Origin of the sequence: Paraburkholderia phenazinium (genome assembly GCF_900100735.1) — a bacterium.
GTDB lineage: Bacteria > Pseudomonadota > Gammaproteobacteria > Burkholderiales > Burkholderiaceae > Paraburkholderia > Paraburkholderia phenazinia.
The window spans coordinates 60,491-81,940 of record NZ_FNCJ01000009.1 but is presented as its reverse complement, the minus strand read 5'-3'; the positions used below and the strand labels follow the sequence as shown (position 1 = coordinate 81,940).

General features: G+C 64.4%; 14 protein-coding genes and 1 pseudogene. 7 read left to right on the top strand and 8 right to left on the bottom strand.

All coding sequences use genetic code 11. The features are described from left to right. Positions 1-30 precede the first annotated feature (30 nt). Both BLQ92_RS20505 and BLQ92_RS20500 read right to left on the bottom strand, forming a co-directional pair. Positions 31-396 (bottom strand): hypothetical protein, encoded by a 366-nt coding sequence (locus tag BLQ92_RS20505; protein WP_090686374.1) that lies wholly within the window; start codon positions 394-396, stop codon positions 31-33. A gap of 130 nt (positions 397-526) precedes the next feature. Continuing rightward, on the bottom strand, positions 527-1,093 hold the full coding sequence (locus BLQ92_RS20500) for an acyloxyacyl hydrolase (protein ID WP_090686373.1): 567 nt from the start codon (positions 1,091-1,093) through the stop codon (positions 527-529). A gap of 137 nt (positions 1,094-1,230) precedes the next feature. Here BLQ92_RS20500 and BLQ92_RS39515 point away from each other — a divergent pair, with 137 nt between their 5' ends. After that, positions 1,231-1,437: a hypothetical protein gene (locus BLQ92_RS39515; RefSeq protein ID WP_143016644.1), complete on the top strand. Its 207-nt coding sequence runs from the start codon at positions 1,231-1,233 to the stop codon at positions 1,435-1,437. 98 nt (positions 1,438-1,535) lie between these two features. Here the strand turns inward: BLQ92_RS39515 and BLQ92_RS20495 are convergent, their stop codons facing one another. Continuing rightward, positions 1,536-3,008 carry an MDR family MFS transporter gene (locus BLQ92_RS20495; RefSeq protein WP_090686372.1) on the bottom strand — a complete coding sequence of 491 codons (1,473 nt, stop codon included), beginning with the start codon at positions 3,006-3,008 and terminating at the stop codon, positions 1,536-1,538. A gap of 898 nt (positions 3,009-3,906) precedes the next feature. Between BLQ92_RS20495 and BLQ92_RS20490 the strand changes: the two genes are divergently transcribed. The 4 genes from BLQ92_RS20490 to BLQ92_RS20475 all read left to right on the top strand — a co-directional run bounded on the left by BLQ92_RS20490 (position 3,907) and on the right by BLQ92_RS20475 (position 12,882). Continuing rightward, positions 3,907-5,307 carry an MFS transporter gene (locus tag BLQ92_RS20490; protein ID WP_090686371.1) on the top strand — a complete coding sequence of 467 codons (1,401 nt, stop codon included), beginning with the start codon at positions 3,907-3,909 and terminating at the stop codon, positions 5,305-5,307. 364 nt (positions 5,308-5,671) lie between these two features. Next, positions 5,672-8,215, top strand: coding sequence for a nitrite reductase large subunit NirB (gene nirB, locus BLQ92_RS20485; RefSeq protein WP_090686370.1), 2,544 nt, complete (start codon positions 5,672-5,674; stop codon positions 8,213-8,215). 64 nt (positions 8,216-8,279) lie between these two features. Then, positions 8,280-8,627, top strand: a complete 348-nt coding sequence (gene nirD / locus BLQ92_RS20480) for a nitrite reductase small subunit NirD (RefSeq protein WP_090686550.1) — start codon at positions 8,280-8,282, stop codon at positions 8,625-8,627. A gap of 64 nt (positions 8,628-8,691) precedes the next feature. Further along, on the top strand, positions 8,692-12,882 hold the full coding sequence (locus BLQ92_RS20475) for a bifunctional nitrate reductase/sulfite reductase flavoprotein subunit alpha (protein ID WP_090686369.1): 4,191 nt from the start codon (positions 8,692-8,694) through the stop codon (positions 12,880-12,882). Between the two features lie 68 nt (positions 12,883-12,950). Here the strand turns inward: BLQ92_RS20475 and BLQ92_RS20470 are convergent, their stop codons facing one another. Further along, positions 12,951-14,891, bottom strand: a complete 1,941-nt coding sequence (locus BLQ92_RS20470; protein ID WP_090686368.1) for a tetratricopeptide repeat protein — start codon at positions 14,889-14,891, stop codon at positions 12,951-12,953. A 419-nt stretch (positions 14,892-15,310) separates the two neighbouring features. On the opposite strand from BLQ92_RS20470, the pseudogene BLQ92_RS20465 reads away from it, so the two are divergent. Continuing rightward, positions 15,311-15,790, top strand: a pseudogene (locus BLQ92_RS20465) (MFS transporter); the annotation flags it as partial. Between the two features lie 73 nt (positions 15,791-15,863). Further along, positions 15,864-16,085: a Rieske (2Fe-2S) protein gene (locus BLQ92_RS40710; protein ID WP_341806669.1), complete on the top strand. Its 222-nt coding sequence runs from the start codon at positions 15,864-15,866 to the stop codon at positions 16,083-16,085. Between the two features lie 32 nt (positions 16,086-16,117). Here the strand turns inward: BLQ92_RS40710 and BLQ92_RS20455 are convergent, their stop codons facing one another. The 4 genes from BLQ92_RS20455 to BLQ92_RS20440 form a co-directional block, all read right to left on the bottom strand. Next, entirely contained in the window at positions 16,118-17,359 is a 1,242-nt protein-coding gene (locus tag BLQ92_RS20455) for a hypothetical protein (RefSeq protein WP_143016643.1), read from the bottom strand. Between the two features lie 160 nt (positions 17,360-17,519). Next, the gene (locus BLQ92_RS20450; RefSeq protein ID WP_090686366.1) at positions 17,520-18,794 is read right to left on the bottom strand and encodes a TRM11 family methyltransferase; all 1,275 of its coding nucleotides are present in this window, start codon (positions 18,792-18,794) and stop codon (positions 17,520-17,522) included. Further along, positions 18,781-19,977 carry a radical SAM family protein gene (locus tag BLQ92_RS20445; RefSeq protein WP_244896662.1) on the bottom strand — a complete coding sequence of 399 codons (1,197 nt, stop codon included), beginning with the start codon at positions 19,975-19,977 and terminating at the stop codon, positions 18,781-18,783. The genes BLQ92_RS20450 and BLQ92_RS20445 overlap by 14 nt, the downstream gene beginning before the upstream one ends. Further along, positions 19,961-21,394 carry a nicotinate phosphoribosyltransferase gene (locus BLQ92_RS20440; protein WP_090686365.1) on the bottom strand — a complete coding sequence of 478 codons (1,434 nt, stop codon included), beginning with the start codon at positions 21,392-21,394 and terminating at the stop codon, positions 19,961-19,963. Before BLQ92_RS20440 ends, BLQ92_RS20445 begins: the two co-directional genes overlap by 17 nt. Positions 21,395-21,450 lie beyond the last annotated feature (56 nt).

Below are 21,450 nucleotides of genomic sequence, written 5' to 3'. Positions count from 1 at the left end.
GCTGGCGGTAATCGCGCGATGGCGTGCGGTTCAGTCTGCGATGCGCTTATCCGCCAGGGCGAGCTGGCAGTCGGTCAGCACTTGCAGAACGAGACGCGCCTGGAAATCGAGGTCGTCCGTATCGAGGATTTCTTCGACCGCGTCGCGCGCCCATTCCGCTTCGACAAAGCGCGCGTGGCGGGCGGCAATCTCCAGCGCCAGCGCGGAGAGCTTGGCGACGCTCAGCCAGTCAGCCTCCCGTAAGTGACGGTCAAGCCACTTGTGGGCTGCCTGTACGTGGAACGAGGGTTCCGGCCAGGTCTCATTGAGGTAATAGGCGCCGAGGCTCCCGCAGGTGAGCCAGCAAAGCAGTTCCACGCGGTCGCGTGGGCTCAGATGGAGGCGTACTTCACTCATGGCGACGCTCGCTACGATGAGTTGCGTTCGGTTCCCGACGGTGCGTGAACCGTCCTTTGATGCAACTCAACGATAGCACGCAGTGGCCCGAATCAGGAACACCTTGTGCTAGCGCGGCGTGCGGGCGCGCTCAGAAGTTGTACTGCAGATAGACTTCGCCGAAGTTGGCGCCGGGGTTGGGGTGTTCGAGGCCGCCATTCGAGACGTGCTGGAAGCGCATACCGGCCTGGTATTGCTGATGCTCGCCGAATTGCGCGCCCACGCCGAGCATGTCGGCAAACTGGAATGACGAGGACAGGGTGCGGTCTTCCGTCTCCCGCACATGCGAAAGCAGGCGTACGCCGACGCCACCTTCGAAGTACGGGCGGAACCAACCCGAACTCTTGATGAAGCGGAACACCGGCGTCAGGCCGAATTCCCAGATGTCCGGGTGAGCGGCGCCGGACTCCCGGATGTCCCAGTAGGCGACGTGCGCTTCTCCGACCACAGTAAAGTGATAACCGCCGATTTCCCACCAGGTTAAACCAGGGTCCCAGACGAGGCCGAGATCGGCCTTTTTTATGTCGTGATCCGCGACGCCACCGGCAAACTGCACGCCGAACTGGTCGGCATGGGCACACGCTGGACCGATCGTTAGCGCGCAAAAAACCAGAGCGCGAAGTATTTTGCCTTGCCGGGTTTTTTTATTCGATCGCATGGGATTTCTGACAACCAGAGTGCCTTGCCAGGGGCAAGCGCTTTGTTGTTAAGACGCGCCGTGCAAACGCGCCATCCGTCAATTCAAGCGCATAAGTGCTTGAATAACGTGCCGGATTCTAGAGCCATACGCGTGCATTGAATATTGACTGGGTAACAAATGAGAGTGTTGATTTCCGCAACGATCCGCGAGAAATAGTCTTGAGTATTCATTTGCCAATTTGTCAGAGCATTGAATTCGGCGCGCGGGCGGCGTTCATCGAAGGCCGGCGGGTTGACGCCCTGTGGCGCATGGCGCGCTCGCTTGTCTCGAGCGAGGTTTCGGGCAGTCTAGCCGAGGTGTGAAAATCGTGCAGCGAACGTAAGTTCGCGTACTGGAGTGGGCGTTGCGTGATGCATTGAAGAGGGTGGGAATGGCTGAAGCTCCCCACCCATCTCAGCCCTCAACCCGCCGACACCGCCCGCGCCGGTTCCAGCTTGATGGCTGGCACGAGCATCAACGAAACCACCGCCAGCACCGAGATCACCAGAATCGAGGTGAAGGTCAGATGCAGCGACTGATGCAGCGCGAGCCGCACGGCCGTGGCGCTCGCGACATGTCCCGGTGCCGCGTCGAGAATCTGCCTGAGCTGGTCCGCCGTCACGGCGGCGATGCCGGACGAGTGCGCGAGACCGTAGTTCAACACCGCGCCGAACATCGCCGCGCCGAGCGTGCTGCCCAGGTTGCGGGCGAACAGATTCGATGCGGTGGCGCTGCCACGCTCGGACGGCTTGACGATTTCCTGGATCAGGATGATCGCGCTGATGCTGGAAATCCCCATGCCGAAGCCCATCACCAGCGAACCGATGCCGGCGAACACCGGACTGCTCTCGGGGCCGAGCGTCGCAAAGAACACCGCGCCGAGCGGCAAAAACACGCTGCCGCCGACCAGCGTGCGCCGCAAGCCGAGCCGGTGGAAGGAGCGGGCGGCGAGCGTTGCGCCGCTCGGCCAGCCCACCATCATCATCGTCAAGGCGAGACCGGCCACCACCGGCGAGCGGCCCAGCACGCCTTGCACATACATCGGCAAAAAGCTCGTCAGGCCCATCAACGCCATGCCCGAGAGCACCGTGGCGACATTACACGCCGCGATGGGTCGATGCCCCCACAGCGCGAACGAGATCATCGGATCGGTGGCGCGGCGCTCCTGCAAGACGAACAGCACACCGCAGACGATAAAGAGCGCGAACTCGAAGGCGACCAGCGCGTCGCTGGAGCTGCCGACGTCGGTGAGGCCCATCATCAGCGCGCCGATCGACACCGTGAAGAGCGTGGCGCCGGCGATATCGATGGACGGCCGCTCGCGCTTTTCATGCTCGTGCAGAAACGCGAGGAAGCCGGCACCGGAGGCGAGGCCGATCGGAATATTGATCCAGAAGATCCACGCCCACGACAGGTCTCGTATCAGCAAACCGCCTGCCATCGGTCCGACCACCGCGGCAATCGCCCACACGCTCGCGAGGTAACCCTGGATCTTGCCGCGTTCGCGCGCCGGATACAGGTCGCCGACAATCGTCAGCGTGACCGGCTGGATCGCCCCTGCGCCGACGCCCTGGATCAGCCGGAACGCGATCATCGCGGGCATCGACCACGCAAACCCGGCGAGCACCGAACCCACCAGGAAGATGACAATGCCGATCAACACGATGGGCTTGCGGCCATACAGGTCGGCGAGCTTGCCGAACACGACGGTCATCGCCGTCTGTGCCAGCAGAAACGAGGAGAAGACCCAGCTATACAGGTGCAGGCCGCCGAGCTGCGTGACGATCTGCGGCATGGCGGTGGAGACGATGGTGGCCTCGATAGCGACCATCGCCATGGAAGCCATGACGGAGGCAATGACGAGGGGGCGAACTGTCTTTGGATGGTGTGACATGCCGTCGCTTTAGAGAGAGCCCGTGCGGCTTCTCGGCGCCGCGCGAACGTATGGCAGGGGATGAAGCCGTTGGCGCGGCCGGTTCGATGCCGGGTCCAGCGCTCAGTTATTAGCTCGCGCTGGACCCTGACGCTACGCAGCAGGCGCTTAAACGCGAATCCGGATGTTACCGCGTCACCGGCAACCTTGCTGGCGCGCTGCTATCGCACAGGCGCTGGAGGCGGTGCAATAACATGGTGCGACGCACCAGAAAATTGCACCAACTCAATTCACGTCGCGCCGCAACGGCGCTTGCCCAAACCCTCCGCGAGCGGCTGTGACGATCTCGCCGGGCGATACCTTCGCGCCTGAATGGCCTCGTCAAAAGCTCGTAGCGACAGGGCGCCCGGCCTTATCCAGCCTTACCCCGCTGCGTTTTGCCGCGACGAGAAGGGGATCTGCAGCGCCCCTCGCCAGCGCTGCGCGGGCACGCCTCGCGCTCACGTGGCATAGCTATTGCATTGCAACGCAGCGAGGCCAACGGCGGCCTCAACGTATCGACTCTTGAGGGGTTGCTCATCGCAGCGACCCGCAGGGACAACGGCGTCCCGAGTACCTAGCGGCCATCCGAGCAATCGGGGCGCGCCAGGCACTCGGGACGCTTTTTTTTTGCGCTCCATTTTGCGCCGTGCAAGGTGAGTCACGTTCACGATGAAACAGCAGACCCATAGCAGCTCCGATGCCGTCTCCGGACAGATCATCGGTGAGTTCTCCGCGGCGCTGCGCGAGGTCTACTTCGGCAGCCGCAAGGCCGATGAACGCATCCAGCAGTTCATCGCGCTGGCGGCGCAGCCGTTCAAGGCCAGCAATGGCGCGCCGAGCGCGCGCTTCAATAGTTTTTACCCTGCGAGAGCGACCCATGAAACATCTATTGAATTCGCTGAAAAGCGGCAACTGGCGCGCGTTGCTGGCGTGCTTTCTGTACTTCGATACCGGGTTTACCGTGTGGGTGATGTTCGGCCCGCTGGCCCCGTTCATCCACAAGGACATCGCGATGTCGCCGGCCGAGCTCGGCTTTCTCGTCGCGGTGCCGGTGCTGGGTGCGGCCATCCTGCGGGTGACGCTCGGCAATCTGTACCAGGCCTATGACGGGCGGCGCATCGCCTTGCTCGGCGTGGCGCTCTCGGCGATACCGTCAGTTGTCCTGCTGTTGTCGCCGGTCGCGCCATCCTATGTGACGTTGCTGGTGCTGGGCGTGTTTCTCGGCGTGGGCGGCGCCAGTTTCGCGGTGGCCTTGCCGATGGCCGGCAGCAACTATCCGCCCAAGGTGCAGGGCCTCGTGCTCGGTCTCGCCGCCGCCGGCAACATCGGCGCGGTGCTCGACGGCTTCATGTTTCCCAGTATCGCCGACCACTTCGGCTGGGCCAAAGCCGCGGGCGCCGCACTGCCGCTGCTGGCGTTGGCCGCGGTGGCACTGTTCTTCTGGGCCAAAGACCTCGGGCCGAAATCGGGCAGCGCGCCGCGCGCCTTGCGCAGCTTCTGCATCACGCTCGCCGGTTTGATCGCTCTCGTGCTGGCCGTGCATGCGGGCGTCTTCGGCGGCGGCAAGACGGGGGTGCTGCTGTTGCCGGTGCTCGGCGCGCTGCTCGCCATCGCCGTGCTGCCGAAGCACTATCGCAGCGTGCTCGCAGAAAGCGATACGTGGGTCGTCATGCTCATCTATAGCATCACGTTTGGCGGCTTCGTCGGCATGTCCTCGTATGTGACGACGCTGCTGGTTTCGCTGTATCAGTTGCCGAAGCTCGAAGCGGGGCTGTTCATGTCGCTGCTTGCTTTCACCGGCGCGCTCGTGCGGCCGATCGGCGGTCTGATCGCCGACCGCATCTCCGGGGTGCGGGCGCTGGTGCTGCTGCTTGCCGGCACTTCGCTGTGCGACTTCGCCTTTGCCGCATGGATGCCGCCGCTGCCGGCCGGCATTGCCTTGCTGGTGGCGACCTACCTGTGCTTCGGACTCGGCAACGGCGCGACCTTCCAGCTCGTGCCGCAACGCTGGAAAGGCAAGACCGGCCTGATGTCGGGCATCATCGGCGCGGCTGGTGGCATCGGCGGATTCTATTTGCCGGTGATCATGGGCATCGCCAAGGAAAGCACCGGCAGCTATCAGATGGGCTTTGCCACCTTCGGCGTGCTGTCGGCGTTTGCCTTCGCACTCGTGGCGCTGCATCGTGCCCGCTGGCTCAAGTGGGCGCTGCCTGCCGAGCCGCTGGTGGTGGCGCATCCGATTTCGGCCGCAGGTGTGCGGGCGGATAGCGGAGTGTGATCGGGGCGTCTTGCATCAGACGCGCTGCACGCACGCTGTGCTGCGCCGCACCACCGTTGTGCCATGCCGCATCAAAATGCATCGCCACCTGGCGTGCCGCTAGCGCCTGGCAATCGCACGAAGCCCGCTGCGTGGGCCGTTGCGGAAGATGCCTCGGATGGCACAGCCTTTGCATAAAGAGACCCGGCGGATCAACGACGATCCGGCCGGTACTGCAGCAAAAGTCACTCCTCAGATTACGGGCTTTTGGACAACGGCGTCCCCCGAATTCAGTCACCAGACGACTGGATCCGCGGGACGCCTTTTTATTTGCCGGACGAAAATCATGTCGCGAACCGAGCTGGAAACGGATGAAACCCCTGTCATGAACGTTGTCGTGATCGGTCACGGGATGGTGGGGCACAAGCTCCTCGAATGTCTCGTGGACGAGGCGGGGTCCAGGCTGCACGTGAGCGTGCTGTGCGAAGAGCCACGTCCGGCATACGACCGCGTTCACCTGTCCGAATTCTTTTCCGGCAAGTCCGCCGACGACCTGTCGCTTGTGAAGCCCGGCTTCTTCGAGCGCGAGAACCTGCTGCTCAAGCTCAACGCGAAGGCCGTGGCGATCGACCGCGCCGCGCGCACCGTGAGCATCTCGAGCGGCGAAACGCTTTCGTACGACAAGCTGGTGCTTGCCACCGGCTCGACGCCGTTTGTGCCGTCGATTGCAGGCAACGATCGTCAGGACTGCTTTGTATACCGTACCATCGAAGATCTCGAAGCCATGCAGGCCTGCGGCGCGCGCGCCAGGACGGGCGTGGTGGTGGGTGGCGGCCTGCTGGGGCTCGAATGCGCAAAGGCGCTGCTCGATATGGGGCTCGCCGCGCATGTGGTCGAGTTTGCGCCGCGCCTGATGGCGGTGCAGATCGACGAAGGCGGTGGCCGGGTACTGCGCAGCAAGATCGAGGAACTCGGCGTGCAGGTCCACACGGGCAAAGAGACGCTCGCGATCGTCGATGGCGAGACCGGTACGCATCGCATGCAGTTTGCCGACGGCACGCATCTCGACACCGACATGATCGTGTTTTCCGCCGGCATCCGGCCGCGCGATGAGATTGCCCGCGCTTGCGGACTGGAACTGGGACCGCGCGGCGGCATTGCAATCGACGCGACCTGCCGCACCAGCGACCCCGACATCTACGCGATCGGCGAATGCGCCGCATGGAACGGCATGGTGTATGGGCTGGTCGCGCCGGGATACGAAATGGCGCGCATTGCAGCCAAACAGTTGCTCGGCGCCGAGGCTGGCTTTGCCGGTGCGGATATGAGCACCAAGCTCAAGCTGATGGGCGTGGACGTGGCGAGCATTGGCGACGCGCACGGCAAGACGCCGGGCAGCCGCGCCTACCAGTTCAGCGACGAACGCAAGCAGGTCTACAAGAAGCTGGTGGTGTCCGACTGCGGCAAGCAACTGCTCGGCGCGGTGATGGTGGGCGACGCCACCGAATACGGCACGCTGCTGCAGATGATGCTGAACCGCATCGAGTTGCCGGAGGCGCCGGAATTCCTGATCCTGCCGGCCAGCGACGGCAAGGCCAAACCGGGGTTGGGCGTCGACGCGCTGCCCGACGGCGCGCAGATCTGCTCGTGCAACAACGTTTCCAAAGGGCAAATCTGCGCGGCGGTCGGCGCAGGCGCCACCAGTATCGGCGCATTGAAGACGGCCACCTGCGCGGGCACGTCCTGCGGCGGCTGCGTGCCGCTCGTCACCCAGGTAATGAAGGCGGAAATGAAAAAGCAGGGGCTGGCCGTCAACAACCATGTCTGCGAGCACTTTCCGTATTCGCGCCAGGAACTGCATCACATCGTGCGGGTCGAGCGCATCAAGACCTTCGGCGCGCTGCTCGAGAAGCACGGTCACGGCCTTGGCTGCGATATCTGCAAGCCGGCGGTCGCCAGCATTCTCGCCTCGTGCTGGAACGAGTTCGTGCTGAAGAAGGAACACGCGAGCCTGCAGGATTCGAACGACTACTACCTCGCCAATATCCAGCGCGACGGCACCTATTCGGTGGTGCCACGCATGCCGGGCGGCGAGGTTACGCCGGAAGGCCTGATCGCCGTGGGCCAGGTGGCGAAGAAATACGGCCTCTATACGAAGATTACCGGCGGCCAGCGCGTCGACCTGTTCGGCGCGCGCGTCGATCAGCTGCCGCTGATCTGGGAAGAACTGATTGCGGCCGGTTTCGAATCGGGCCATGCCTACGGCAAGTCGTTGCGCACCGTGAAATCGTGCGTGGGTTCGACGTGGTGCCGCTATGGTGTCGGCGATTCGGTCGGGCTCGCCGTCGCCATCGAGAACCGCTATAAAGGCCTGCGCTCGCCGCACAAGATCAAGTTCGGCGTGTCGGGCTGCACCCGCGAATGCGCCGAAGCGCAGGGCAAGGACGTCGGCATTATCGCCACCGAGAAGGGCTGGAATCTGTATGTCTGCGGCAACGGCGGCATGAAGCCGCGTCATGCCGAACTGCTGGCGGCGGATCTCGACCGCGAGACCCTCGTGCGCTATATCGACCGCTTCCTGATGTTCTACGTGCGCACCGCCGACCGGCTGCAGCGTACCAGCGTGTGGCGCGACAACCTCGAAGGCGGTCTGGAATACCTGATCGACGTGGTGGTGCACGACAAGCTGGGGCTCGCTGCAGAGCTGGAAGCCGAAATGCAGAACGTGATCGACACGTACGAATGCGAATGGAAGAAGGCCGTGACCGACCCCGAGACGCGCAAGCGCTTCCGCCATTTCGTCAACAGCGATCAGGCCGACCAGAACGTGGCCTTTGTCGAGGAACGCGGCCAGATTCGTCCCGCAACGCTGGAAGAACGTGCGTCAGCGAGACCTTTTCCGGTGCCTGTGGTTGCAGAGACGGTTTGAGGAGATCGACATGCAAGCGGATATGCACAATGAGCCAGCCATCGCTGAACCCGAGTCATCCATCATGAGCACGCAAGCCAATCCGCACGACTGGGTGCCGGTTTGTGCGCTCGACGAGATCGTGCCGAATACGGGAGTGTGCGCCCTCGTCGACGGCAAGCAGGTGGCCGTGTTCAAGGTGGGGGGCGGCGAGGGCGGGGTGTACGCCATCGACAACTACGATCCCTGCTCGCAGGCCGCGGTGCTCTCGCGCGGGCTGATCGGCAGCCTCGGCGAGCGCATCGTGGTGGCCTCGCCGATCTACAAGCAGCATTTCGATCTGCGCACCGGCGAATGCCTTGAAGCCCCCGAGCATTCGGTCAGCGCATTTGCCGCGCAGGTCAGGGACGGTCAGGTGTGGGTTGCGATATGACTGCTTGAGAACACCTGAGAACGCCTGAGAAGGCACCGCAAGGCACGAGAGGGTCGATCACGAGATGAGCAGCGCCAGCGTCAAGACGGTATGCCCCTACTGCGGCGTCGGCTGCGGCATGGTCCTGCAGGTCGAGGACGGCCAGGTCGTCAAGATTGCCGGCGACCGCGAACACCCCGCCAACTTCGGGCGGCTCTGCACCAAGGGCTCTTCGGCGCATGTCGCGCTGCGCAAGTCGGGCCGGCTCGAAACCGCCTTCCAGCGGCGCGACCGTCTTGGCGACCCGATCCCGCTGCCGCTCGATCAGGCGATTGCCGACACCGGCCGTCGCCTGCGTGCGCTGCTCGACAGCCACGGGCCCAACGCGCTCGCCTTCTACGTGTCCGGGCAGATGTCGATCGAGGCACAGTATCTCGCCAACAAGCTCGCCAAGGGTTTCGTGGGCACCAACCAGATCGAATCCAATTCGCGGTTGTGCATGGCGAGTGCCGGCAGCGGCTACAAACTGTCGCTGGGCGCCGACGGTCCGCCGGGCTCGTATCAGGACTTCGACAAGGCCGACCTGTTCTTTGTGATCGGCGCCAATATGGCCGACTGTCATCCGATCCTGTATCTGCGCATGATGGACCGGGTCAAGGCCGGCGCGAAGCTGATCGTGGTCGATCCGCGCCGCACCACGACCGCGGACAAGGCGAATCTCTATCTGCAGATCAAGCCGGGCACCGACCTCGCGCTGCTCAACGGCCTGCTGCATCTGTTGCACCGAAACGGTCACGCGGACCCCGCGTTCATCGCAGCCGCCACCGAGGGCTGGGACGAGATGCCGGCCTTCCTCGATGACTATGCGCCTGAGAAAGTGGCCGCGCTGACGGGCCTCTCCGAGGCGGATATCCATACCGCCGCGCAATGGATCGGCGAGGCGCCGGAGTGGCTGAGCTGCTGGACCATGGGCCTGAACCAGAGCACGCACGGCACGTGGAATACCAACGCAATCTGCAATCTGCATCTCGCGACGGGCAAGATCTGCCGCCCGGGCAGCGGGCCGTTTTCGCTGACGGGCCAGCCGAACGCGATGGGTGGCCGCGAAATGGGCTACATGGGGCCGGGTTTGCCTGGTCAGCGCTCCATACTAGTGGAGGAAGACCGCGCGTTCGTCGAGGACTTGTGGGGCATCGCACCGGGTACCTTGAAAGCGGAAACCGGCAACGGGACCATCGATATGTTCTCGCGCATGGCGGCGGGCGAGATCAAGGCCTGCTGGATCATCTGTACCAATCCGGTAGCGAGCGTCGCCAACCGGCAGAACGTGATCGCAGGGCTGCAGGCTGCGGAACTGGTGATCGCCCAGGACGCGTTTCTCGACACCGAGACCAATCGCTACGCCGATGTGCTGCTGCCCGGTGCGCTGTGGGCCGAGGCGGAAGGCGTGATGATCAACTCCGAGCGCAACCTCACGCTCATGCAAAAGGCCATCGAGCCGCCCGGCGACGCCTTGCCGGACTGGCAGATCATCGCGCGGGTGGCATGTGCCATGGGCTTTGCCGAGGCCTTCAGCTATGCCTCGGCAGAGGAAGTTTTCGCGGAGATCACGCGCGCGTCGAACCCCAGGACGGGCTACGACCTGCGCGGCGCCAGTTACGCACGGCTGCGCGAGACGTCGCTGCAATGGCCGTGCGCGCCGGATGCTCAGCACGACCGCAATCCGCTGCGCTATCTAAACGACGGCGTTAGTCAAACGCTCAGGCAAGCGCCCGATGGCAGCCGGCCGGCGCTGGTGTTTCCGACTGCAAGCGGCAAGGCCGTGTTTTTCGCGCGGCCCCATACCGAGCCGGCGGAAATGCCGGTGCCCGAATTTCCGATCGTGCTCAATACCGGGCGCTTGCAGCATCAATGGCACACCATGACCAAGACCGGCAAGGTGGCGATGCTGAACAAGCTCAACCCCAAGCCGTTCGTGGAGATTCACCCGGAGGATGCGGCCGCGCTCGGCATCGAGGCCAAAGATCGCGTGGAAGTGCGCTCGCGGCGGGGTCGCGCCGTCCTGCCTGCGGTCGTGACCGAGCGCGTGCGCGCCGGTTCATGCTTTGCGCCGATGCACTGGAACGACGTGTTCGGCGAAGACCTCTGCATCAACGCCGTGACCGGCGATGCGGTGGATCCGATCTCGCAACAACCGGAACTGAAGTTCTGCGCCGTGGCATTGAGCCGGGTCGCGCCTGAGCCTGAGGCCGTGCCGGACGACCCTGAGGCCATCACATTCGGCTCCGACAACCCTGCGCTGCTGGATGCCGGCAGCGCCGGCCCGCACAAGGAAAGAGACATGTCTCGCATCGACGCCCTCGTCACGCTGCTCGGTGTGCCCGAGATGCCCGCACCGCAACTCGACGACGCGCAACGTGCGTACGTTTCGGGCTTCATCAACGGCCTGCGTTCGAGCGCTGCCGCGAGGCTCGACGGTGTGCCCGTGCTGCCTGCCAACGCGCCGCTGCCGCCCGCCACCCGGCTCTGGTTCGATGGCGTGCTGGCGGGGCTCTATAGCCGGGCCGATGCGTCGAACCCTGGGTTGGGCGCACGCGCAGCGCCGGGGTCCGACGCGACCTCCGCTTCAGGCGCCGTGCGGATTGCGCGAGCCCGGCCGAAAGTGCTGCTGTTGTGGGCGTCGCAGACCGGCAACATCGAATCGCTGACTGAGAGCTATGCAACACAGTTGATGGAGTCGGGCTTCGAAATTCGCACCTGCTGCATGGCGAATTACGACGTGGCGGCGCTGGCGAAAGCGCAGTATGTGCTGCTGATGTCGAGCACCTTCGGCGACGGCGACGCACCCGACAACGGCGCGAGTTTCTGGACTGCGTTGCAGGCTGGCAGCGCGCCGCGCCTCGACGGCGTGCGCTATGCGGTGCTGGCCTTCGGCGACCCGAACTACGACCAGTTCTGCGGCCATGGCCGCAAGCTCGACCAGCGTCTGGCCGAGCAGGGCGCGCGGCGCCTGCTGCCGCGGGTCGATTGCGATACCGAGTTTCAGGCCACCGCCGATGCCTGGCTCGAGCGGATCATCGCCCGGATCAAGGAAGAAGATGCAGCGCTCTATGAAGTCGCGCCGCAAGGCATGATTCCCGCGGTCTTGCCGGGCGTCGTGCCCAGCAAAGCGCATCCCGCCGCGTCGCGGCTTGTGACGAACCTGCGGCTCAACAAGCAGGGCGCCGCGAAGGATACGCGTTATTTCTCGTTGTTGACCGCGGACTCCGGGCTCGAATATGAGGTCGGTGATGCGCTCGGCGTGTGGCCGAGCAACTGCCCTGAGCTGGTCGACGAGCTGATCGGCTTGAGCGGACTCGCAGCCGATACGGCGGTGAGCGTCAGCGGTATCGGTGAGATGCGGCTCGCCGATGCCTTGGCGAAACATTTCGAAATTGCCCGCCCGAGCGCCGAAGCGCTCGCGTTCATCGCCTCACGCAGCCGTGACGGCGCGCTTGGCGCATTGCTGGCGGACGAGCGCAAGGCGGACCTGAAGCAGTGGTTGTGGGGACAACAGTTGGCGGACGTGTTGCACGAGTTTCCAGTGGCGCTTACTGCGCCGGAGCTGCTCGGCATGCTCAAGCGCCTGCAACCGCGTCTGTACTCGATTGCCTCCAGCCCCAAGGCGCATCCAGGCGAAGTGCATCTGACGGTGTCGGCAGTGCGCTACAACAACGGCCGGCGCCAGCGCAAGGGCGTCTCTTCAACCTTCCTCGCAGATCGCGCCGGGGAGGTGAGCGTGCCGGTCTACGTGCAGAAGTCCGCGCATTTCCGCCCGCCGCGCAACGGCGATACACCGATGATCATGGTGGGGCCGGGCACCGGCGTCGCACCGTTTCGCGGCTTTCTGCACGAAAGGCTGGCACGCGGCGACGCGGGCCGTAACTGGTTGTTCTTCGGCGAGCAACGCGCGGCGACGGATTTCTACTATGGCGATGAACTCGACACGATGCGCTCGAAGGGCTTGCTGACCCGGCTCGATCTGGCCTTTTCGCGCGATCAGGGCGAGAAGATCTACGTCCAGGACCGCATGCGCGAACACGGTGCAGAGCTGTGGGCGTGGCTCGAAGCAGGAGCGCACTTCTATGTGTGCGGCGACGCCAGCAGGATGGCGAAAGACGTCGATGCGGCTTTGAAAGCGGTGGTAGCCAGCCACGGCGGGATGAGCGACGAGAAGGCGCAGGAATACGTGAGCGGGCTGGCGCGCGACAAGCGCTATGTGCGGGATGTTTATTGAACCATGGGGTGTTCTGCGGGGTGATGTACGGCATGCGACGTACCGTGTGGCTGGGAGGGTGCCTGGAACTAGAGGCGGGGGCCTTGGCCTTGCACCACGAAACGCTGCAATTCGGCCTGCACGCTTGCGATCACGCTGTCCCAATCGCCTTCGGCGGGCTGGCGAAAAATCTTCATCGTCGGATACCACGGACTGTCGTCGCGTTCGGTCATCCAGCGCCAGCAGGTGTCGAAGCGGTTGAGCAGCCACACCGGCTTGCCGAGCGCGCCCGCGAGATGGACAACGGAAGTGTCGACCGAAATCACCAGATCGAGTTGATCGACCAGGGCAGCGGTGTCTTCGAAGTCGCTCAATTCGCCGGTAAAGTCGGCCAGACGCGGGCCATTCCAACCAGCCCGTTCAAGCTCGCGCAACTGCGATGCCGCGGGTTCGCCTTTCTGCAGGCTGAAAAATTCCACCTCTGGAGTACTAAGGGCCGCAAACTTTGCCAGATGAATCGAGCGGCGTACGTCGACGGGACGCTGCACGGCGCGCGAAGTGTGCGGCGCGCCGGCCCACACCAGGCCAACTCGCGGCAAGCGCTTGGTGCCAAGCCGCTCTTGCCACAGTAAAGACTTGTCCCTCGATGGCGACAGATAGCGCCGCCCGCCCGGCACGGTTTCCAGGGTCGTGCCGAACGCCAGCGGCAGGCTCATGAACGGGCAGTGAAAGTCGAACTCGGGCAGCGCTTCGCCCGCTACGACAACCTGCGAAACCCCGCTTATGGTGCGCATCAATGACGCGAGCGGCGCCTGCACCTGGACGATCGGCGTCGCGCCGAGTTGGGCCACCATTGGCAGATAGCGGCAAAACTGCAAGCTGTCGCCGAGTCCCTGTTCGGCGTGCAGCAAAATCCGTTGACCTTGCAGCGAGTCGTTGCCGCTCCACAAGGGTGGAATGCAATGCAGTTGCGATGACCTGAGCTGCTCGGTCTGCCAGCGCCACTCGTATTCATGCCAGCCGTTGCGGTAGTGGCCGAGCGTGAGATGGCACAGCGCATGATTGAAGTGCGCCGCGGCGTGCTGCGGTGAGTGGGCTATGGCCGTCTCGTAGTGGCCGAGCGCCTGCGCATAGTGTCCGAGCGCTTCCAGGGCCATGCCGCGGTTGCAGTGGGCGTCGGCGTGGCCGGGGTCCAGTCGCGTCGCGGTTTCGAAGTCCGTCAGAGCTTCGTCGTGCTTGCCCCAGACGTGCAGGAGCAGGCCGCGATTGTTGTAGATGTCGGCCCGGCCCGGTTCAAGCGCCAAGGCTGCGTTGTAGGACGCTAGCGAGGCCTCGTAGTCTCCGCTTGCCCGCAAGGCGTCGGCGCGCCCCCAGTGGGAGGGAGCATGGCCGGGCATCAACCTGATCGCTTCGGCGTGGCGAGCCGCTGCTTCTTCATACAGCCCAAGCGCAAACAGCGATAGCCCGAGGTTGAAATGGGCGAGACCGTAATCGCTTTGAAGGGCGATGGCCTGCTCGAAGCAGGCGATTGCAAGCGCGTCATTGCCCTGGTCCTTTAACGCGAGTCCGCGGTTGTTGTGAAACGAGGCTTTGGCGGGATTCAGTTCGATCGCCTTGTCATAACTCTCCAGTGCGCGCTCGTGCTGGCCAAGCGCGTGGTAGGCGTTGCCGCGGTTGTTCCAGGCATCGGCGTGCTCTGGCTTGAGCCTGAGCGTCGCGTCGTAGCTCGCGGCCGCCGCCTCGTAGAGTTGCGCTTTTTGCTGCGCTTCGCCGCGCAGGAAATAGGCGTCGGCGAGCTTGCCGTTCTCGGCGAGTGCGCGGTCAACCCAGTCGATCGCTTCGTGCGGCTGATTGGCGTGCAGCGCGATAAACGCCAGCAACAGCAACACCTCCGCGGAGCGTGGCGTGAGGCGCAGCGCCTGCAGGCAGGCCTCGCGTGCCTGCGCGGTCTGCCCAGCCTGAAACAGCGTCGCGCCTTGCAGCGCCAGTTGGTGCGCTTGCGCGGCGCTTTCAGCGGATGAGGGAGCCATGCGTAGCCGGTTCGGGGATCCAGCGCACCAGTATACGGCTTGAATTCATGACTGGGTGGACATCAACAGGAGGCTATTCCCGACCGGATTCCTATACCCGTACTTCTCCTGGTACGCCGGAAAGCAGGCTTACTTACCAGCCGATTCCCACCGCCCGGCCTTGTCCGCTCTCGTTTTCAGCGCACCGGCCCGTCATTGTTTGCGATTCGCGAATGACGTATTCGGCGCTTGTCCCGTATCGCCTGTGCCACTCCTGCACCGATCTTTGCCACATCGATGTCGTGCATCCACGCGCGCCGATCGATACCTGTTCAACGAACCCGACGGCGTGGCCGGAGCCCGCAATCGTCGCTCGTCAGCAGAGAAGGCGCCGGTTGTGAGGCGCCTCCATATGCGGCGACCGGCTCAAGGGGACAAAGATGAAATCGAACGACTGGGATGTGGCGTATGAGTGGAAAGCCGTGGTGCTGCTGGCGCTCGGCTTCGGGCTGGTGGGCCTCGACCGGTGGCTGATCGCGCCGCTGTTCCCATCCATCATGCGGGATCTGCACCTGAGCGCGCAGGACGTTGGCAACTGCATCGGCATACTTGGGCTTTCGTGGGGCATCTTCGCGGCGCTGATGGGCGGCATCTCCGACAAGATCGGACGTCGCAAGGTGCTGATTCCCGCGATCATCGTCTTTTCGCTGCTGTCGGGTTTTTCCGGGCTCGCGGGCGGCCTGATGAGTCTGCTCGCCGTGCGCGCGCTGATGGGGGTCGCTGAAGGATCGTTTTGTCCGACGAGCTTCGCCGCCACCGCCGATGCGTCTCATCCGAAGCGGCGCGGCTTCAATTTCGGCCTCCAGCAAAGCGGTTTCGCGTTATTCGGGCTTGCGTTGTCGCCGATCATCGCGACGCAATTTGGCGCACGCGGTGGAAGCGCTCTATGCCGAAGACGCAAACCCGGTCGTCAGCCTGATGGCGGAAGAAGCGATCCGCGCGCTCGGTATTGCGGCGGCGCTTGCGCAGATCGGCATGCCGGAAGAAGGGCTCGACGAAGCGGCGGATCTTGCGCAGGTGCTGATGTGCGCGCACCACAGCGCGCTGTTTCGCTTCGAGGACGGACATTGCATCGAAGGTCCATGCGCAGGGGCGAATCTGGATGCGATCCAGGTGGCCGTCGATAACGCTGCGCGGATCATCTTGAAACAGTAAAGGCGCGCGGCGGCAGGTTTTTGGCGCCCGGCCTATTTGCCCTTGCTGCCCATCAGGTCCGCGCCGCGACATTGGGGATCGGCCGCCGGGTTGAAGGCCATTAGCGTGAAGCCGTTGCGTGCCTGCTGGATCACGGCGAAGTGGGGCGCGGCTTTGGCGGGCGTGTCGGTGGCCAGCTCCAGTTCGACCTGGTAGCGCGCCGCATGGTCGCTGCAACTGCGCACGGCGCCATAGCTGACGCCGAGGCTCTCCTTCTTGGCGGTAGCCAGCAAACGCGCGCGCTCGGCCACCGCTTGCGTGGCAGCGCCCGGATCGCTCCAGGCGTGGGCGAGCGGTTCGTCCACTTGCAGCCATTCGTCGACAAAGTCCCGTCCGTTGTTGGCGGCCGGTTGTATGCGTGTCACCTGGTCGCCCGCGACTCGATAACGGAGGATGCCGACACGTTCCATCAGATCGGTATCGAGCGAAGCGACATGCGCGCGCATCTCGAAGCCGTCGGCGGTCGGTTTGAAGCTGGTTTCCTCTTCGTTGATATAGCCGTGCCCGGTGTGAAAGAGGCTGCGCTGGCCGGCGGCGCCCTGGGCTGGCGCGATCACATCGATCGCCACCTGGCCCCAGCGCGACGCGCACTGCGGCGTACCGCGCAAGAGCGCCACCTGTCCATCATGCAGCGGCACGATGCCGATGGGGAAGCCATATGCGTCGGCGATGTTTTTGACGTTCTCGCTCTGCCAGCGCAATACGCGTTTCCAGTGGGCGCCATCCCAGCGATAGCCGAGCACCACGTTATCGGTGCCGCACGCGATGCCGATTCCCGAGCGCACGAGGACGAGCGGCGCCGCCGCGTTGGCCGAGGGTGCCGCGCCTGCTGATGTGGCATCAGTGAGTTGCGCGTCGATGTCCAGCCCGTTGCCGTAGGTCGGCCCCTTGGCCGACGCGGCCGGCGTGACCGCCTTGCGCTGCAGCGTCGCCGACAGATCGCGATTGAGTGCGGTGATATCGACGCTTTGCCCGGCGCAGGCCATACGCGCCTCCACTGCATCGGCAAGCGCCTGCTTGAAGTTGTGCAGCGACTTCTGCAGAGGGACGCTCAGGTCCGTGTCTCCTTCCTCGCCTATCGGAATGGACGTGGAGTCTTGCTGCACCTTTTGCTGGGCCGCGAGCGCGGCGCGTGCCGCAGCGTCGGCCGCAGGGCAGCCGGCTGCGAGGGACGCCTGTGCGGCAAACGCAGACAAGATGCAGGCGGAGAGGAGGGCGACGCGAATCGGGCGCATGGAGATCATCTGTGTGGGACGTGGGGGATCGATCGACGCGAAAGGGTAACGGTTTTTGCGGGTTTTGCGGGGTTTTGCCGGGTTTTGTTAAGCAGGCAGAGGGCAGCGTCGAAGCAGGCCTCTATGCGATTGGCATGAAGCGGCCGGGCTAACACGTTTGCTACTCGTGCGCTCCTGCCGCGAGCACGGCAAATGGCGCCGTGCCGGGTCCGAGGTCGCGTCGCGCGAGAGCCGCCTGGCCGTCGAAGGCGAGGCGAGTCTCCGCGATGGCGATATCCACTTGAAGCGTCGCGCCCAACGCATCGACTCGCCGTGCACGGAAGTAGTAGCGATAGGCGAGCGCACCCAAGGCGAGCGGCGGTGACACCGGCGAGTTCCACGATTCGAGCCGGAAGCCTTGTGCTTCGAGCCAACGCACCAGTCGCGACACTTGCGCGTCGTCGGGCGGGCAGAGCAGATCGATATCGTTCGGCGTCACGTCATGCTCGCCGGCCATGCGTCGCGCCAGGCTGCCATACACGAGGAACTCGAATTGCTGCTGTGCCAGCGCATCGAGCAATGCGTACGCCTCGCGCTCATCGAGTCCGCGTGACTGCTTGCGGCAGATCAGCGCGTATTCGTGGGCTCGATTGGTCGGCGCGGGCGCTCGATTTTCCTGTCCGCTGTGGGCCGCGTCGTAGACGATCAGCCGTTCCTCGTGAAGCACGAAGCGCTCGCCGAGAATGCGCGCCACATCCCATGCAAGCGGCACGAAGGTATCCGCGAGGCGCAGGTTCTGCGCCATCACGACACACCAGCCGCCCGGCTCGAGCAGCGCGTGCACACCCAGGAATACCTCGCGCATTTCGTTCAGAAAGTGCTGGTAAAAGCGCATGCCATAGAGTTGCCCCTCGGTGTCCGCACCGGACGGCGAGGACGCGATGGACTGCCTGGCGGTCGCGATAGGCGGGCAGCCGAAGTACGGTACGCTGGTCATGCACAGTGTGAACTTGCGTCGTGCAGGAAGCGGGTCGCCAGCGCCCGCTTGCCGATGCGTGCCGTCAGCGGGTAATTCGGGCAACGCGGACAAGGCCGGCAAGCCGGCCAGCGCATCGCGGGTGGCCTGCTGCGCAAGGTTGCCGGTCAACACCGGATACCGGTGCGGGTCTGCACCCAGCAAGGCGAGCCGCTCGCGTGCCAGCATCGCGCGCTCGGCATCGAGTTCGACCCCGGCCGCCGGGACGCCTTCCAGCGCAGCCGCTACGAGCGTGGAGCCGAAGCCGCAAAACGGGTCGATGATACCGGCATCTTCGCTGGCATGGCTGCGGATAAACGGAATCATCTGTTCCACCCAGCCGCAGTCGCGTGCGCCGCGCGGATCACGCTGCCTGAGCGACTCCGGTAAGGCATGGCGCGCATCCTGGGCGCGCAGATGCAACCAGCTATTGACTGTCATCGCTTCTCCATAACACGCCGCGCTCCGGTTGCCATCCGGAACAGAGATGACCATTGGCGTGGAACACCAGTTTGTAGATCAGCCCGCGCGCTTCGTGTTCGAGCATGGTTCCATAGTCGGAGCGTTCGAACACCACCTCGCGGCCGTCATCTCGTGCCCAGCGGGCGTTCCAGAAGTAGTAGCCGCCAGTAAGCGCAAGCGGCGTGTAGCGCTCGAGAAACCGCTTGTCGTCGATGCAGCCGAGCAACAGGTCGTCAATGGTCACGCGGGCGCCGTCGATATAGCGGCGCGTCGCGTTGTGGCGGTAGTGCGCCGGCAGTTCGGAGAACTCACGGAAGATCACCGTGTCGACACCAAGCCCATGAGCCCAGTCGACATAGCGAAACACGTCTACGGGTGTGACGATGCCGCCGCGCTGCACGACGCATACGAGCTTGACCGGGAACCGCTGCACCGCCGCGCGTACCGCCGCCTCGAAGGTGGCCTGCTGTGCGATGCGCTGGCCGGGACGAAAGCGCATGATCTGCTGATTGGCCTCGGCGTGATCGTGGTGGCGCGACCATTCCAGCCACGACAGCCCGAAGCTTTCGAGCGCGGGCAGCAGACGGGCGGCGTGGTCGACGAAACCGGCGCCATTGGAATACATGACTGTCTCGCTGACCAACGGGCCGTCCGCGCGCGCGGCACGCAAAGTATCGAGCACGCCGAGCAGCCACGCGGGGTCGTCGGTGCTTTCCAGCCCGGATAGAGAATAGGAGAGGGGGACGCCGCGCAATGCGCCGAGGGCGCGCCGCAACGCTGCGAAATAGCCTGGGTCCGGACGTAGCGCGGCGGCAAGCGCACCCTCGGCGGTCTCGTCGACCAGCGTCTCGGAGCAGAACCGGCAGCGCGCCGAGCACGGCCGCGCCGATGCGTACGGCGTGAAGGTCAGCGGTTGCGCAAACCGCAAGCGCTGAGCGCCCAGCGTGTGCTCATGCCAGCGTGCCGCGTCGTCCGTCGGCGGTTCGCGTAACGCCACTTTGCTGAAACGCCCGGCAAGTTGCTCGAAGGCGCGGCTCGTTTGCAGCAACGGCAGGCGCTCGCGAGTCTGCAGGAGCGGCACGAGTGGAATCGTCACGCGCGCGGCCATCGCTGCGGTTCCTGCTCCCGCCTGCGCTTCCGGTAACTCAGGCTTCGTCCGCATGAGCCCGGGCCCGGATCGCAGCGAAGCTATCGTCGACCAGCAGTTTGCCCGCCTCGAACACCGTGGTGAGCGCTTCGTCCCAGTCGCCTTCGACCCTGTGGTCGTCCCACGCGAGCGGCAACTCGACCGTGCGGTATTCACCGGTGCGGCGGTTGCGCAGCAAGGTGAGACGGCCCTTCTTCGAGCGCTTGCCGGCATCCGTCACCGGGTCCTTGCAGACGCCTTGCCATGTCGCGCCGACCCGGATGGCCGAGCACTTCATCGCGAAGCGTTGCGTGTCGCGATTGACCTGTTGCAGCAGGGCGCCGCCCATGCCGAACACCAGGTTGTCGGCGGCATAACCGGCTGCGTCGAGCGCCGCCAGAATCGCTTCGATCGATTGTGCGTTGACGCCGTCGCCCTGGATCACGCGCACATGGTTGAGTACGCGGTAGCCCTTGCTGTTGAGCGTCGAGCCAAACGAGGCGTCGAGTGCGCGCAGGGTCTGCAGCACGATGGTGAGCGGGTCGCCCGAGTCCGGCCGGATCACCAGCGTCGCGCCCGAGTCGATCACCGCCTGCTTTAACTGCGTGCCCCACAGGTCGAGTGCGGCGAACAGATCGTAGGAGTCGGAGACGACCGAGACGATCGCGCCTTCCTTGCCGAACTGCCGCAGCATGTTGCGGTAGGCGTCGGTTTCGCCTTCGCGGCCCCATGCCGTGATCGTGCTGTGCTCCGCAGCCGGCACCGAGAAGGCCGCCATTGGTTCGTTGTAGAACTGGTTTGCCGCCACCACGCCGAGCACCGTATCCGAACCCATGAAGCTGACCAGGTGAGCCGCGCCGCCGATTGCCGACGACTCCGCACTCGACACGCCGCGCGCGCCGAAGTCGTGCAGCTTGAACGGCAGTTGCGCGAGGTCGTCACTGGTCTTCTGCAGATAGTGGCGGATCGTCTTGCGCAGGTGCCAGCTTTGGGTCGCAACCGTCACCGGATACCAGATGCGCAGCAGCATGGTTTCGAGGTAGGAGGCTAGCCAGAACACTTCGGGATCCTCACACTCGACGGTGACGAGCACATTGTGCGCCGGCACCACCGAACCCTCGGCCACGGCGCGGATCTGCACCGGCAGATAGCCGTCATACTGCCCGACGATATAGCGCCAGCCGGCTTCGTTGAACGGCTCGCCGTGCGCGGCAAAGAATGCCTTGGCTTCGTCGATCATCGCATTGGTGATCGGGCGGCACAGGTATTCCTTGAGCAGCATCTGCAGCCCGAAGAACACCGTACGTTCATAGCGGCCGCCGCGCGATTCGATATACGAGAACATCGCCGAGGCTTGCGGCGGATATTGCAGGTAGTGCGAGGCCTTGTACGAATCCGTGTTGAGGATCGGGTTGGCGAGGATCGAGGCGAAACTGCGGAGAGTGGTTTGCATGGCTAGAGCTCCTCTATGCCGTTGAGGTGCCGCCGGGTCTATCCCGGCGGGTGGGA